This is a genomic window from Deefgea rivuli DSM 18356 (assembly GCF_000620145.1).
In the GTDB taxonomy this organism is placed as follows: Bacteria; Pseudomonadota; Gammaproteobacteria; order Burkholderiales; family Chitinibacteraceae; genus Deefgea; species Deefgea rivuli.
Genome location: NZ_KK211082.1, coordinates 350,460 through 364,494, shown reverse-complemented (window position 1 = coordinate 364,494; position 14,035 = coordinate 350,460). Strand labels below are relative to the sequence as shown.

The window sequence follows — 14,035 nt, the reverse complement described above, 5'->3', positions numbered from 1 at the left end:
GCTCCCATAAAGAATCAACTGCGTTTTTCTGGATGACTTTGTGGCCAGCACTGCGCGCTTTAGAAACTCATTTCTGCACTGACACGTACCGTGCGTGGTGCGCCTTGGGTGAGGCTATAGCCCCAGCTGCCCATCCAGTATTTCTCGTTGCTCAGGTTGTCGAGATTGGCGCGTAATGTCAGGCCTTGCTTGCCCATTTGGGTTTGATAACGCAAGCCCACATCAAACAAGGTATAGGAATCGATCATGTGGCTATTGTCATCGTTCAGTGCGGTTTCACCGACATAACGGCCACCGCCCGTGAGCGTCAGGCCTTGAATCCCGAGTACTTTGTATTCCATTTGCAAGCTAGTGCTGAAATTCGGCGCGCCTTTGGCATCTTTGCCGTTGACGCTTGGGTCATCGCTCTTGTTTTCACTCCGCATCAAGACCGCGCTACCCATGACGGCCAGATTGGCGCCTAGCTCGACGCGGCCAGCCATATCCAGCCCTTGATAAACTAGACCACCTTCTTGGACAAACTTATTGTTGCTGTTGGTGTATTCCAGACCGCGTTCAATACGAAATACCGCAGCTTCAGTTGACCAGCCGTTTCCTAGCTTTTTAACGCCGAATTCAAATTGCTTGCTCGTCAATGGACCAAAACTTTCATCCTCATTCACTGTATTCATTGGCGCAACGCCGCCTTCCTCAAGTGCCTCAACGTAGCTGGCATAAATCGACAGCGTATCTTGTGGCTTCCAGATGACGGCCAGCGTAGGTGTTACCGGTGTGTGATCGTAAGTCGCTGTCGTGGTTTCTTTGTGGTAATCGTTGTAACGCAAGCCAACAATCGTGCTCCATTGCGGCTTCCACTCTATGGTGTCGCTGGCAAAAACACCTAGGCTTTGGGTTTTCCAGATTTGTTGCAAATCTTTCGGTACGGTTTCGTGTGGATCGTCGGCATGGCCTCGGCCAGAGAATAGATTGCCCGTGGTCAACGGAATATAGAGGCTGTCGGCTCCGCTGCGCTTCACTTGTTGGTAATCAGTACCAAAAGTCAGTGCATGCTTGATGCTGCCGGTTTGAGCTTTACCGCTCAGAATCAGGTTGGCCGAGGCGCTTTTATGCTCGCTGTACCAGCCAATCAAATCTTCGCTATAGCTGCCATCGGCATCAAAAATAGATAAGTAAGCATCGTAATTGGTGCGCTTCATTTTCGAAGCACGTGCGCCAGCGAGCACAGACCAATCATTATTCAGCGCGATGTTCACATCGGTGCCAGCGGTGCCTAGCTCAGTTTGGTAATAAGTGAAATCTTGCGATAGTTTATCGCTACCGTCGATTGGTTTTGGCGTTGGAATGCCGCTGTCGACCGTCGTTGCGAAGATCGAATTATTGACTTTGCGATTTTGATACAAAGCATCGACGTTCCAGTGTACGTTTTCGGTCACTTTGGTATCAAACGCCGCAGAAATTGAATCGCGTCGAATCGGGCTGTCCAGATAAGTATTGCCGCCTTCATGGACTGCGTTAATGCGCAGGCCGTAGCGATCATCTTCACCAAAACGACGGCTTAAATCGCCCGCCAGTTTGTATTGTGATTCATTACTCAAGGTGACCGAGGCCACGCTAATTGACTCTGCTGCAGCGCGTTTTACCGTGTAATTGGCAATCCCGCCTGGCTGGCTAAAGCCATACATAAAGCCGCCCAGACCTTTAAGTAGCTGGATATTTTCAAAATGCTCTAAGGGTAAGTCGGTAATCCACAGTGCGGCATTCAGGCCGTCGATTTTGAATCCGTTGAGCATATCGAGCTGTACGCCACGAATCGCAATTTGCGAGTTTTCGCCTGCAATATTGTTGGTCACTGCCGTGACCGCCGCATCGGCCTTAAACGCTTCTGCCAAGGTCGTGGCTTGCTGGTTGCTGATAAAGGCACTGGTCGTCGTGCTGATCGAAAAGGGCGTATCCAGCACATCTTGCGTGCCTAAAGCGCCGTTACGAACCGTTGGCACACGATAGGTGCTGAGCATGCCATTTCCTGCGGGCGCAGCGCTCACTTCAATCGTCGGCAAAGTCACATCGCCTGCTGAGGCGATGACGGCGAGGGGTTTGATGCCGCTGACTTCGACCATAGGCAGCATCGTGAGTAAGGTCGGCCTAAGGGTATAGCTCTTATCGCCAGTTTGAACAATCTCTAGCGAGGTATACCCAATGAGGATGTTCAGGCCTTGCTCGGCAGAATGCGCGCCGCGCAGTGGCGGGGCATTTTTGCCTTTGACCAATTCAGGTTCAAAAGCCAGCGTGATGCCGTAATCAAGGGCAAATTGGCGCAAGGCGCTGGCTAAGGGCTGCGTCGGGAGCTGATATTCTTGCCCAGGTGCTGCCGCAAGGGCAGGCGCGCTAAGGGTGTAGAGCAGGGCGGCTTGGATGGCGATGACAAGTGGATTGAGAGCAAAGCGGCGGACGGGCATTTCGATTTCCGATGAAAATGGGATTAACACTGCTATACCGAACGGCAGCGAAAAAACCGTAATTAGCGCGGATTTTAAATGCTTAAGTAATTGAATTTTCTAGGTTTTTAATTCGATCGTTACCCAGTAATCACTGCGATAGCGCACTTGAATCGGCAAGGCCGCAGCGAGGGTGTTGAGGATTTGTTGCGTGTCATCCAGCACAAATACGCCAGACACTTTCAGCGCCGCTGCCGCAGGATCACAGCGCAACCAGCCAGTGCGATAGCGCGCCAGCTCGGCTAACACGGTATCGAGTCGCGCGTTATCTAGTATCAAGCGGCGCTGCTGCCATGCGGTGGGATCAATGTTGAGCTGGGTTTGTGGCAAGGCATTTTCACCATCGAGCCGCCACACTTCACCCGCTTGGGCGATGCGCAGGCGCTGGCCGTGGCGATTTTCAATCGCAATCTGCCCCATCGTGAGCGCGAGCTGACTCTCATCCTCGCGCAAGCGCACAGCAAAGTGCGTGCCCAGCGCCACAAAGCGCCCATGCGGTGTACGCACCGACAAGGGGCGCGAATCGCTCACGGTTTGAATCATGATCTCGCCGCTACGCAGTAAGAGTTGCCGCTCGGTGGCGGAGTATTGCAGCACCACCGCGCTATCACTATTAAGCAATAACTCACTGCCATCGGGCAGCACAAACTGGCGAATTTCGCCTTTGGCGGTGTGAAAATCGGCTTGCCAATGTTGTAGCGTCGGCCACGCCAACCACGCGGCGGGGACGGCGATACCGAGGCTGGCCAGCGTGCTGAGTAATTGTCGCCGCGATAAGCCCGATTGCGTTAACGCAAGGCGCGCAGCATGGGGCGGTGCATTGTGTAAATCGGCGAGTTTAGCTTCTAGCTGGCTGATTTTTAGCCAAGCCAATTCATGCTCGGGATGCGTTGCGCGCCATTGCGCCAGCGCTTGCGGGCAAGCTCGCCCATCGCGCAAACGCACCGACCAGAGCGCCGCAGCGTGTAGCGCTGCCGTGCCGATTATTTTAGTCATTGAGCAACATTCCGTCGTCTTGCAGCATCAGGCAATGCAATAGCGCGTGGCTAAGGTATTTTTCGACCGATGAGCGCGATACTTTGAGTTGCAAGGCAATCTCGGCAATCGAAAGCCCGTCGATGCGCGAGAGTAAAAACGCGGCGCGCTCGCGCTCGGGCAGGCCATCAAGCAGCGCGTCGATCTCGGTCAGCAATTGCAGCATTTCTAATCGAGCCTCGGGTGAGGGCTGAACGGCTTCGGGTAAGTGCGCCAATTCGGCCAGAAACGCGTTTTCTATGCTCTGCCGCCGCCAATGATCGACCAATAAGCCTTTGGCAATCTTGCACAAATACGCTCTCGGTTCTGCATGGGTGATGGGCTGCGTGTGGCTTGGGCGTCGCAATAAACGCACAAAAGTATCTTGGAGTAAATCCGCCGCCAGCGCCGAGCAACCGGCTTTGCGCCGTAACCATTGCGCGAGCCAGCCGTGATGCTCGCGATACCAAATTTCAAGTAAAGGCAAAGTGGCGGACATAACAGAAATCACAAATGAGAATGCGTCGCATTATACTGGTGCGGCTTGAAAATGACACTGCCATTTAACTGAGATGGCGCAAGAGGCTGGGTACTCAATGCGATTGAATCGATTTTTGAATTTATTTTTTATTAAAAACAAAGGTTTATGCAAATGACTCCTTTTGGGCTTACGCTTTTTCATTTTTCAAACGGCATACAAGATGAAGCAATATTTTTAGCGTGTTTTGTGCAAAAAGCGCTTGGAATTTTGCCTGGCTTTTTGCTACTCGCATGGCGAAAACATTGATACGGCCCTTCGGGGCTGTTTTTTTATATTTTTTACTTATTAATTATTTCAAATTGTGGAGTGAGTATTGGCTCGCCTATTTAACCGTCAGACCTTGGTTTTGCTGCATCGCTGGATGGGGCTGACGATCACATTATTTTTATTCTGTGCTGGGCTGACTGGCGCGCTGCTGGCATTTAATGAAGAACTCGATGTTTGGCTGGCGAGCGATTTATATCAAATCGACATCCCGCATGCGGCCAAACCACTGCCAGCGCTGGTGCTGCATCAGCGCGTTAATGCGCAATTAGCACCGCGTGCCGAGCTGAGTTTTTTGCAATTGGCGATTCCGCGCGAGCATGCATTGGCGACGTGGGTAAACGCCAAGACCAATCCAGCGACGAAGCAGCCCTTTGAACTCGGCTTTGACCAAGTGTTTATCGATCCGTATACCGGGCAAATTCAAGGCGCGCGTGAATGGAATGAATTTGGTTTTTCGCTCAATACCTTGATGCCTTTTTTGTATCGCTTTCATTACACCTTTGCGATTCCTGAGTGGGGCGTGCTGACGATGGGCATTGTGGCGCTGATTTGGATGTTTGATTGCTTTGTTGGCGCGTATTTAACTTTCCCCAAGGGGCGACCTTTTGTTGAGAAATGGCGACCGGCTTGGAAAATAAAAACCGCAGCGAGTTTTCACCGCATCAACTTAGATCTGCACCGCGCCAGTGGCTTGTGGCTCTGGGCGGTGTTGCTGATTTTTGCTTGGTCGAGTGTGGCGTTTAATTTGCGCGAGCAAGTGTATTACCCCGTCATGAAAAGCTTTACGACGTTTCAGCAGGATGTGTGGAGTTTGCCGCCGCAAGCGCTTAGTAAAGGGGAGGTGAAATTAAATTGGCCGCAAGCGCTAGCCCATGCTGAGCAAGCGATGCAGCACTTGGCGCAAGAGCGCGGCTTTACGGTTGGGCAAGCTGAGCGCATGTTTTATTTGCCAGAGCAAAATATGTACGCCTACCGAGTTAAAACCAGCCTCGATGTAGGCGAATTGGCGATGAGTGATATCGCGATCAATGCGGCCAGTGGTGAGCGCGTTGGCTACAGTTTGCCCAGTAGTATTGCCGCTGGAGACACGATTACTAGCTGGCTTTATGCGCTGCATATGGCGAAAGTGTGGGGCATGCCATATCGAATTTTTGTCTGTATTTTGGGCTTGATGGTTGCCGCGCTCACTGCCACTGGATTGATTTTGTGGTGGAAAAAACGGCAAGCCCGCCAAGGGAAAAAGACGCCGAAGCTCGTCAAGCGGTGAGATTGCGTTTTATCTTGATTCTATTATTTATTTCAGGGTATTGACTTGCAGCTATTGATTGTTAATTCGTGCAGGGATATACCCTTGATCCCTGCACATTCCAATTCACGCTTTGATTTCAGCACCCATGCTTTCAATCGTGTGATTTTGATTGGTGTAGATGCAAATATTGCCAGCAATTTCGAGGGCTTTTTTGACGACGACTTCGGGCGATAAATCGGTGTTTTGTAGCAGCGCAGTGGCGGCGGCTTGCGCGAATGCGCCCCCAGAGCCAATTGCCGCAATGCCTTCTTCGGGCTCGAGTACATCACCATTACCGGTAATCACCAGCGTTGCCGTTGGGTCGGCGACGATTAGCATGGCTTCAAGACGGCGCAACATGCGGTCAGTTCGCCAGTCTTTGGCGAGTTCAACCGCAGCGCGGGTCAGATGTCCTTGGTGCTTTTCAAGCTTGGCTTCAAAGCGCTCGAACAGCGTAAACGCATCGGCGGTGCCGCCGGCAAAACCTACGATGACTTGGTCATGGTAGAGCTTGCGCACTTTGCGCGCCGTGCCTTTGATAACGACATTGCCAAGGGTAACTTGCCCATCACCACCGACTGCGACGTGATTGCCGCGCCGAACTGAGACGATCGTTGTTCCGTCAAATTGCTCCATGCTGAACTCCTGATTGATTGTGGGTTCTAGATGCAGCCAGTTGAGGGAAAAGCAAGTTGCAAGGGAATTATTTGCGCCGCTCGACTTGCAGCATGTCGGCAATTCCCATCACGCGCAGCAGGCCTAAAACCAGCTCATTCACGTTGATTAAGCGGATTTTTTTGCCTTGCTGTAACCAGCCCATCGCTAGATTCAGAATTTGCCCTGCCGATTCAAAATCAATCCGGTCGACGCGAGAAAAATCGAGGGTAACATTGTTCTCGTTGCCAACTAGGCTGTTCATTTTTTCGAGTAACTGTGGCTGGTCGGCGGTGATGATGCCAATCAATTGCGCTTGCTCGTCGGCCTCTTGTTCCACTTGGGCGCGGGCTTTGGCTTCGTCTTCGGCAATTTGCGAACTGGTTTTCGGTGCTTGCAGTGGATCCCACGACGGCGGCGAAACTTCAAAAGTGATCGCATAATCAACGGCTAAATTTTCGAACTCTTCTTGCAAGCCTAAAATCTGATGTATCTCGATCAACAGCAGCCAGAATGGGGCTTCTGCAGGGATACGTCGCCCGACTTCAATTTGCGGACTAATTAAATCAATCAGGCCTTGCGAGCCTAAAATTTGCAATTGGCCTTGCTGCTTGCTGCGACGCGGCAAAACTGCGACCAATTCGGCAGCTCCGAGGACGTCAATTTTTTTGATCTTGCTAAAATCAACACGCAAATTAGGATTTTTTTGCCGAATCGCTAAAAATTGCTGCGCTTCTTTTTCGATGTTTTCTATGGTCAATTTCGCCGGAAACGCGTGATAGGCGCTGGCGTTATTGGCTTGCTGATTCTGATTGATCTGATTGCGCCAAATGGGCGGGGTTTTTTCAAACGCGACGACAAACTCCAAGCCGAGGGCATCATAGGCTTCACGATTTTGCTGCTGTTGGTAAAGCTCAAACAGCATTAGCCACGGCTCCAGTTTGCGCTTTGTCACAAACTCCGCTTTCTCGTCTTCTAAAATACTAATTGCAGCGAGCGCTTGATTATTGGCATGCAGCATCGCGGCCTGCTCTTCGGCTGGAGACAGCGTGTTGCCAGAGCTTTCGACCTCAATTTGCATTTTGGATAAGTCATATTGATGCGATTCTTGCACCGCATCGGGCTCTGCTGTCGGCATTACCGTTTCGGGGCCGAAGGGTTTGGATTGCGTTACTGCACCTTCACCGCGCGCCGCTTGTGTGGCCGGGCCGCTTTGGGTGCTGGGATCATTGCCGTCTTGATCTTTTTTGCGAAAAAACGAAAACACTGCGTATGTCCTAGGTTTGGGGGCGATTCACCCGAATTAATAGGATTTTACTGCTAATATGCGCTGAGAAGGAGACTCTTTTTCTGTCAGTATAGGTTAAGCTCGGCAAGAGCCCTAGAGCCATTTTTTTTGCTTATTACGCACTTCATTTGAATCAGTTTAAACTCACGATGACAATATTTAATTCCTTTTTTCAGCGCTCACGCTGGCTGCGTTTCACCACCTATTTTGTGGTGGCAATGGCGGTATTTGGCGTGTTGGGCGCATGGCTTGCGCCAGCTATTTTGCGGCCATGGCTAGAAAAAAGTGCAAGTGAAGCGCTGCAGCGGCAAGTGCACATTGCGGGCTTAGAGATTAATCCTTACCTATTGCAAGTGACTTTGCGTGATGTTGTTGTTAAGGATCAGTATGGGGATTTTGTCAGTTTTAAATCCTTATTGCTGGATGCAGAAATGTCATCAATCTTTCGTTTGGCGCCGGTACTGCGCGCCATTACTTTAGAGCAAGCCAAAATCCAGATCGTGCGTTTATCGGCAGATCAATATAATTTTTCAGATTTACTCAAAGCTAAACCGAGCAAAACCAACGCTGCGACTGAACTGCCCCGATTTTCATTGAATAATATTCGTTTGATGAATGGCAGTGTCCGTTTGGATGATCGTTTTGTTGGCAAAATCCAGACGCTGGATCAGCTCAATTTTGCCTTGCCGTTTCTTTCAACTTTGCCGCAGCGAATGGATGATTATATTCAGCCGCATTTTTCTGGTCGTTTTAATGGCAGCCCATTTGCTTTGCAAGGGGAAAGTAAACCTTTTAAAGACAGTTTGGATACGGCATTAAAAATTCAAATTAAGCAGCAAGATTTAATGCCATTATTGGGCTACGCGCCTTTGCCGCCTGGCGTGCAAGTTAGTCAAGCCCAGTTGAGTACCAATGTGGATTTGGTGTTTCGCCAGAAAAAAGATCGTGCTGAATTAATCCTTAATGGTCACCTCGTGCTAGCTGATGCCGCCGTCACTTTGCAGGCGCAGCCATTAGTTGCACTGAAACAGCTCGATATTGAGCTAAAAAACATGCAGCCTTTAGCGCAGCAATATCGTTTTGGCGTCATTGCGCTGCAAGGGCTGGATTTGGCCGTGAGTAGAGACAGCGAAGCGCTTCTTAATTGGCAAAAACTTCAGGCGAAAACAGCGCCAAAAACAGCTTCAAGCGCATCCGCAGTGGCGAAGGTGAGCAGCCCTGTTTTGCTGGAAGTGGCTGAACTTAAGGTCACCAACAGCCGAGTGCACTGGCTGGATCAAAGCGTGAAACCAGCGCACAGCAGCACATTGCAAGCGATTGATCTCAATCTGAAACACATCTCAAATCAAGCGAATAAATCATTTCCGCTACGCCTGAGTGCTACGACCGCACGTGATGCTCGCCTTGCCGCAGAGCTTAATATCACCGCACAGCCGCTGAATCTGGCTGGACATATCACCGCATCAAACATTCAGGCCGCTGATTTTTCACCGTATTACACCGCCTTTTTAGCCGCCCAGTTAAAAAGCACGCTTAATTTAACTACTGATCTGCAGTTCAATGCAGAGCCTTTGCAATACGCATTAAAAAATACGCAGTTGGAACTGGAAAACACTAGCCTGGCGCTAGCGAAAGATAAAAAACCAGCGCTGTTGATTGCCCAGATGTCAGTGAATGACATCGCGCTAGACTCCACAACGCAGCAGATTCAAATCGGTCAGCTGCACTCGCAAAACGGTGAGTTGCAATTAAAAGTAGAAAAGAATGGGCGGATTAATTTGTTGCAAGCACTTCCCGCATCGTCTGCGCCGAGCAAACCCACGATAAATGCTAAGCCATGGCAAGTGCAGCTTAAAGAAGGCAATTTGCAAGGCTGGCGAGTCGAGCTGAGTGACAACCATCTTGAGAATGCAAAACCGCTCTTGTGGAAAAACATCGTACTGCAATTGAAAAATGTGGATTCTAAGCCAGGTGCAAAAGCCCACATGAATCTAAGCGCGCAGGGCGGGCGCGGTGCGAAAATAAGTGTTGCTGGCCCTTGGGTACCGCAGCCATTTTCTGGACAGTTTCGCGTCGATTTAGCAAATTTAGACGCCGCCTACGGCCAACCTTATTTTAGCAAATACATCAATATTTCTTTAGCTAGTGGCTTTTTGCATGCCAAAGGCGATCTAAATATTGCGACGCAGCCCAAATTTACTGGTTCGTATAAAGGCAATCTGCGCTCGACCAATTTATATGCTTTGGATAAAACCACCGGTGCAGATTTCTTGAAATGGAAAAGTCTGTATATCGGCGGCATTAATGCGCAATTTGTTCCGCTCAATATTGCAATTGGCGAGGTGGCACTCAGCGACTTTTATTCGCGCTTGATTTTGTCCGCCGATGGCCGTTTGAATCTGCAAGACGTGATGGTAAAAAATGGCGAGCAAGTTTCAGTGACCACTGAGCGTGCCGCCGTTGATAAAGCCAGCGCACCAACAAGCGCCCCCGTTACATTGGCCGAAGGTGAGGGCGTTGCTGTACCAATTAAAATCGATAAAATCACTTTAAATAATGGCCAAATTCAATACAGCGATTTATTTATTAAGCCTAATTTTTCGGCCAATTTAACTGAAATGGGCGGTGTCATAGGCGGGATTTCTAGTCAAAATGATACGCGTGCAAGTTTGGATTTACGCGGCAGCGTCGATAAAATCGCACCGGTAGAAATTAAAGGTAGCCTTAATCCATTGGCGAAAGACTTTTTTATCGATATTAAAGGCGGCGTAAAGGGCTATGAGCTGACTAATGCATCGGCCTATGCGATTAAATACGCGGGCTACGGCATTCAAAAAGGCAAAATGTCGATGGATGTGGCCTATCTCATTGAGAATAAAAAACTCAAAGCCAGCAATAAATTATTCCTCGATCAACTCACTTTGGGCGATGCAGTAGAGAGCCCAACGGCGACCAAATTGCCGGTGAAGTTTGCACTGTCTTTGCTCACTGATCGCAAAGGACAAATCAAACTCAATCTGCCGATTGAAGGCTCGCTCGATGATCCGCAATTTAGCGTTGGCGGCATTATTTGGCAGGTAATTGGCAATGTCCTGGAGAAAATCGTCACCGCGCCGTTTGATGCATTGGCCAGCGCGTTTGGCGATGGCCCGAGTTTGTCCTACATTAATTTTGCTTCAGGCCAAGCGCGTTTGGACGATCAAGCGAAATTGGCACTTAGCAATCTGGCGCAAGCGCTGACAGATCGACCTGATTTGCAGCTAGAAATCACCGGTTGGGCAAGTAGCGACGCCGATGCGGAAGGGCTGCGTACGCAACTCTTGAATAATAAAATGCAAGCTTTGAAAGCCGCCGAGCTGGGTGAAAAAGCCGAATCGGTTAATTCAGAAGACGAAGCCAATTTCAGCGCAGCCGAGCGCCCAGCCTTGCTGACTCAAGTTTATAAAAGTGAAAAATTTCCCAAACCGAAAAATCTACTTGGTTTGAATAAATCGATTCCGGTTGAGGATATGGAAAAGTTGCTTTTGGCGAACACGGTGATTGGTAATGAGCAATTAAAAATGCTAGCAATGGCACGAGCGCAGCGCGTCAAAAACGCGCTTAAAGAAGCAGGCGTTGATGATGCACGAATGTTTATCACGCAAGCTAAAATTGATGCGACAGCAGAAGATACAAAAGCCGACCAAGGTAGCGTATCGAGAGTGCAGTTTAAATTGAAGTAATGGTGGGTATTAGCTTGTAGGCTTTTATTGATAAAGTCTGCAATCAAATACATCTGATTTTTATGTTTCGAGTCGGTAAGTGCTTAGTCCATGTTAGTTTCCCGTTTTGCTGTGAGTCCGATTGCAGCAGAAGACCTCCTCGCGCCGACTTTGGCGGATTTGGATTTCCCTCAGCAGCAGCGATTTGCCGCGATGCAAAATCCGCAACGCCGTGCGCAATTTTTATCGGCTCGGCATTTGGCGCAGCAATTACTCCAATTGAATCACTGCGTGCCGACGCTCACTCAACATGAGAATGGCCGACCATCGGCACCCGCTTGGCCGTTTGCTGATGGCCTGTCGTGGACTCATGGTGCGGCGTATTGCGCTGCGGCTTTGGGGCAGGGGCGGGTTGGGATTGATTTAGAAATCATCCGCCCGCGCAAACAATTGCAAGCCATTGCGACAAGCTATTTTGATCCGCGCGAAACCGCTTGGCTGGCTGGATTGCCAGAGGCAGAGCAATTGCGTGCATTTTATATTTTGTGGGTCGCCAAAGAGGCTTTGCTTAAAGCATTAGGCACTGGGCTGGTGGGTGGCTTGCAGCGCTTTGTCTTACTAAAAACGGCGACTGGCTGGTGCTGTGAAAGTCCAGACTCATGCACGTGGTCGCTGCAAGTTTGGGAAGTAGCGCCCAATGTTTTGCTGGCTTTGGCCAGCGATGTACCGCAAGCATGGCAAGCTGTGTGCGACACGCAAGCATGGCAAACCATCATCAAAATCTAAGCCTTGATGAGCCATAAATCCTAAATCTGATGAGTTTGTCATTCCGGCGAGGCCGCAATTTTTCGGCAATGATGATTTGACCGCCGGAGGATGTTTTAAGCATTTTAACTCGTGTAGATCCCCATGCTGATCATGAGCAGCGCAGCCAAACTTCCTTTTCCTACATACCGTCTTTCCTTAAAACCTGACGAACGCACTTGTGTTTTGCCTGTTTGCTTACAATAATGAGCTGCAGGCATTAGTGTTTTCTAATTTAATAGGCTTTTTTGTCTGTTTTTGTAAGAAATTACGTTCTCGTTTAAGGAAAGTAATGTGAGCCATTTCAGCACGCGGCTAGGCTTGGTAATCTGTGCAGGGGTTTTGCATGGTGCGGCCTGCGCGGCAGATTTGACGCTGTATTTGGGGGACAATCCGCCGTTTAATTCATTTGTAAATGGCCAGCCCGAAGGCATGGCCGTTGAAGTGATGACTGAAATGCTCAAGCGCGCGCAATTGTCGGCCGAGCACAAAGATTTTCCTTGGGTGCGTGCGCTGAGCACTGTGCAATTTAAGCCGAATCACTGTGCGTATACGGTTGGACGTATCCCAGAGCGAGAGGCGCGCTTTCAATGGATAGGGCCAATTGCCAGCGTGAAAGGCACGCTGTTTGGCCTGCGCGAGCGTAATTTGCAGATTAAAAACTTGGACGATGCTAAAAAGCTGCGAGTCGGCGATTTGCGCCAAGGCGCGAATGCAATTTTTTTGGAGAGCAAAGGCTTTGTGCTCGATTACGCCAACACCGAAGATCAAAATTTGCGCAAATTGCTCGCTGGTCACATTGATTTGTACCCAGGCACCTCATTTAGCGCGCGTGAAATCGTGCAGCGTTTGCAAATTGATCCGCAGCGGATTCAAGCGGTCTACGTGTTCAATCAAGTTGATTTGTATTTAGCCTGTAATTTACAAACGCCAGCCAGCCTGATCGACAAGCTGAATGTGGCGCTGGAGAGTATGCGTAGCGATAAAAAGCTACAGCAAATCAATGCGCGTTACGAAGCACGATTTGCCGCGCCGAATTAAGTCATATATCGAATTAGAGCAACACTACGCCTGGCAAAGTCTGCACGCTCACAGTGCGCATAATCTCAACAAAATCAGTCAAATACGCGGTTGTGCTGCGATCCGTTGGCATCGCCGCGTACAGCTCAGACGTTAGTCCTTGCGCGGTAATCGGTTTGGCGACGACATAACCGCGTTCCAGATAATGTTGCACGCTCCAGCGCGGTAGCGCGGCAATGCCACGGCGGCTGGCCACCAGTTGCAGCATCGCCACTGTGAGTTCAGTTGGGCGACGTTTTGGATTCACGCCCGCCGGCTTGAGTACCTTGCGCAGCAAGTCGAGCATTTCATCGGGCACCGGATAGGTAATCAGTGTTTCATCGGCAAAATCGGCGGCGTCCAGATAAGGCTTGCTGGCCAGCGCATGATCTGCGGCGACCAAAGCAACCATATCGTAGCTAAACAGCGGCGTATGGCTCAGGCCAACCAGTGTTTCCACTTCCGACACAATCGCCAAATCGGCTCTATCTTCAAACAGCAATTGCACTGGATCGGCATGAAATCCCGACACAATATCCAGCTCAACTTCCGGCCAATGGCTGCGAAATTGATCCATCGCCGGCATCAGCCAATCAAAACAAGTGTGGCATTCGACGGCGATTCTAAGTTGCCCCGCTTGGCCTTCGCGCAAACGCGCAATATCGCGCTCGGTGCTGGCAATCGCGGGCAATACGTCCTGCGCTAGCAGCGCCAGCTTTTCGCCCGCCGCAGTGAGTTTGAGTGGCGTTGATTTGCGTGCAAATAGCGGCAAGCCATAATGATCTTCAAGTAAACGGATTTGGTGCGACAAGGCTGACTGAGTCAGATGCAAGCGTTCCGCCGCCCGCGTCAAGCTGCCGCTGTCTTGGATCGCGAGTATGGTTTTGAGATGGCGCAGTTCGAGTAGTGATTGCATTAGAATTT

At 50.0% G+C, this 14,035-nt stretch carries 10 protein-coding genes; 4 read left to right on the top strand and 6 right to left on the bottom strand.

The window, feature by feature from the left end; translation table 11 throughout:
- Positions 1 to 59: 59 nt before the first annotated feature.
- The 3 genes from Q320_RS0114540 to Q320_RS0114530 form a co-directional block, all read right to left on the bottom strand.
- A complete protein-coding gene (locus Q320_RS0114540) occupies positions 60 to 2,456 on the bottom strand; it encodes a TonB-dependent siderophore receptor (protein ID WP_027469608.1) in 2,397 nt (798 codons plus the stop codon).
- A 99-nt stretch (positions 2,457 to 2,555) separates the two neighbouring features.
- Positions 2,556 to 3,491: a FecR domain-containing protein gene (locus Q320_RS0114535; protein WP_027469607.1), complete on the bottom strand. Its 936-nt coding sequence runs from the start codon at positions 3,489 to 3,491 to the stop codon at positions 2,556 to 2,558.
- Positions 3,484 to 4,008: a sigma-70 family RNA polymerase sigma factor gene (locus Q320_RS0114530; RefSeq protein WP_027469606.1), complete on the bottom strand. Its 525-nt coding sequence runs from the start codon at positions 4,006 to 4,008 to the stop codon at positions 3,484 to 3,486. The genes Q320_RS0114535 and Q320_RS0114530 overlap by 8 nt, the downstream gene beginning before the upstream one ends.
- 355 nt (positions 4,009 to 4,363) lie before the next feature.
- On the opposite strand from Q320_RS0114530, the gene Q320_RS0114520 reads away from it, so the two are divergent.
- Positions 4,364 to 5,584, top strand: coding sequence for a PepSY-associated TM helix domain-containing protein (locus Q320_RS0114520; protein ID WP_027469605.1), 1,221 nt, complete (start codon positions 4,364 to 4,366; stop codon positions 5,582 to 5,584).
- Positions 5,585 to 5,689: 105 nt separating this feature from the next.
- Here Q320_RS0114520 and hslV read toward each other — a convergent pair whose 3' ends face one another.
- Together hslV and Q320_RS0114510 are read right to left on the bottom strand one after the other, a co-directional pair.
- Complete coding sequence (gene hslV, locus Q320_RS0114515; RefSeq protein WP_027469604.1) at positions 5,690 to 6,241, bottom strand: ATP-dependent protease subunit HslV; 552 nt, start codon at positions 6,239 to 6,241, stop codon at positions 5,690 to 5,692.
- Between the two features lie 67 nt (positions 6,242 to 6,308).
- A complete protein-coding gene (locus Q320_RS0114510; protein ID WP_027469603.1) occupies positions 6,309 to 7,526 on the bottom strand; it encodes an STAS domain-containing protein in 1,218 nt (405 codons plus the stop codon).
- A 170-nt stretch (positions 7,527 to 7,696) separates the two neighbouring features.
- Between Q320_RS0114510 and Q320_RS0114505 the strand changes: the two genes are divergently transcribed.
- The 3 genes from Q320_RS0114505 (at position 7,697) to Q320_RS0114495 (ending at position 13,093) form a co-directional block, all read left to right on the top strand.
- Entirely contained in the window at positions 7,697 to 11,269 is a 3,573-nt protein-coding gene (locus Q320_RS0114505; RefSeq protein WP_027469602.1) for a DUF748 domain-containing protein, read from the top strand.
- A 90-nt stretch (positions 11,270 to 11,359) separates the two neighbouring features.
- On the top strand, positions 11,360 to 12,034 hold the full coding sequence (locus Q320_RS21010; protein WP_051534778.1) for a 4'-phosphopantetheinyl transferase family protein: 675 nt from the start codon (positions 11,360 to 11,362) through the stop codon (positions 12,032 to 12,034).
- A 312-nt stretch (positions 12,035 to 12,346) separates the two neighbouring features.
- A complete protein-coding gene (locus Q320_RS0114495; RefSeq protein WP_027469601.1) occupies positions 12,347 to 13,093 on the top strand; it encodes a substrate-binding periplasmic protein in 747 nt (248 codons plus the stop codon).
- A gap of 13 nt (positions 13,094 to 13,106) precedes the next feature.
- Here Q320_RS0114495 and Q320_RS0114490 read toward each other — a convergent pair whose 3' ends face one another.
- Positions 13,107 to 14,027 (bottom strand): LysR family transcriptional regulator, encoded by a 921-nt coding sequence (locus Q320_RS0114490; protein WP_027469600.1) that lies wholly within the window; start codon positions 14,025 to 14,027, stop codon positions 13,107 to 13,109.
- Positions 14,028 to 14,035 lie beyond the last annotated feature (8 nt).

Bases quoted from the DNA above. Each gene is read 5' to 3' on its own strand.
- Q320_RS0114540 (WP_027469608.1), bottom strand. From the start codon at position 2,456: ATGCCCGTCCGCCGCTTTGCTCTCAATCCACTTGTCATCGCCATCCAA.
- Q320_RS21010 (WP_051534778.1), top strand. From the start codon at position 11,360: ATGTTAGTTTCCCGTTTTGCTGTGAGTCCGATTGCAGCAGAAGACCTC.
- Q320_RS0114535 (WP_027469607.1), bottom strand. From the start codon at position 3,491: ATGACTAAAATAATCGGCACGGCAGCGCTACACGCTGCGGCGCTCTGG.
- Q320_RS0114490 (WP_027469600.1), bottom strand. From the start codon at position 14,027: ATGCAATCACTACTCGAACTGCGCCATCTCAAAACCATACTCGCGATC.
- hslV (WP_027469604.1), bottom strand. From the start codon at position 6,241: ATGGAGCAATTTGACGGAACAACGATCGTCTCAGTTCGGCGCGGCAAT.
- Q320_RS0114505 (WP_027469602.1), top strand. From the start codon at position 7,697: ATGACAATATTTAATTCCTTTTTTCAGCGCTCACGCTGGCTGCGTTTC.
- Q320_RS0114530 (WP_027469606.1), bottom strand. From the start codon at position 4,008: ATGTCCGCCACTTTGCCTTTACTTGAAATTTGGTATCGCGAGCATCAC.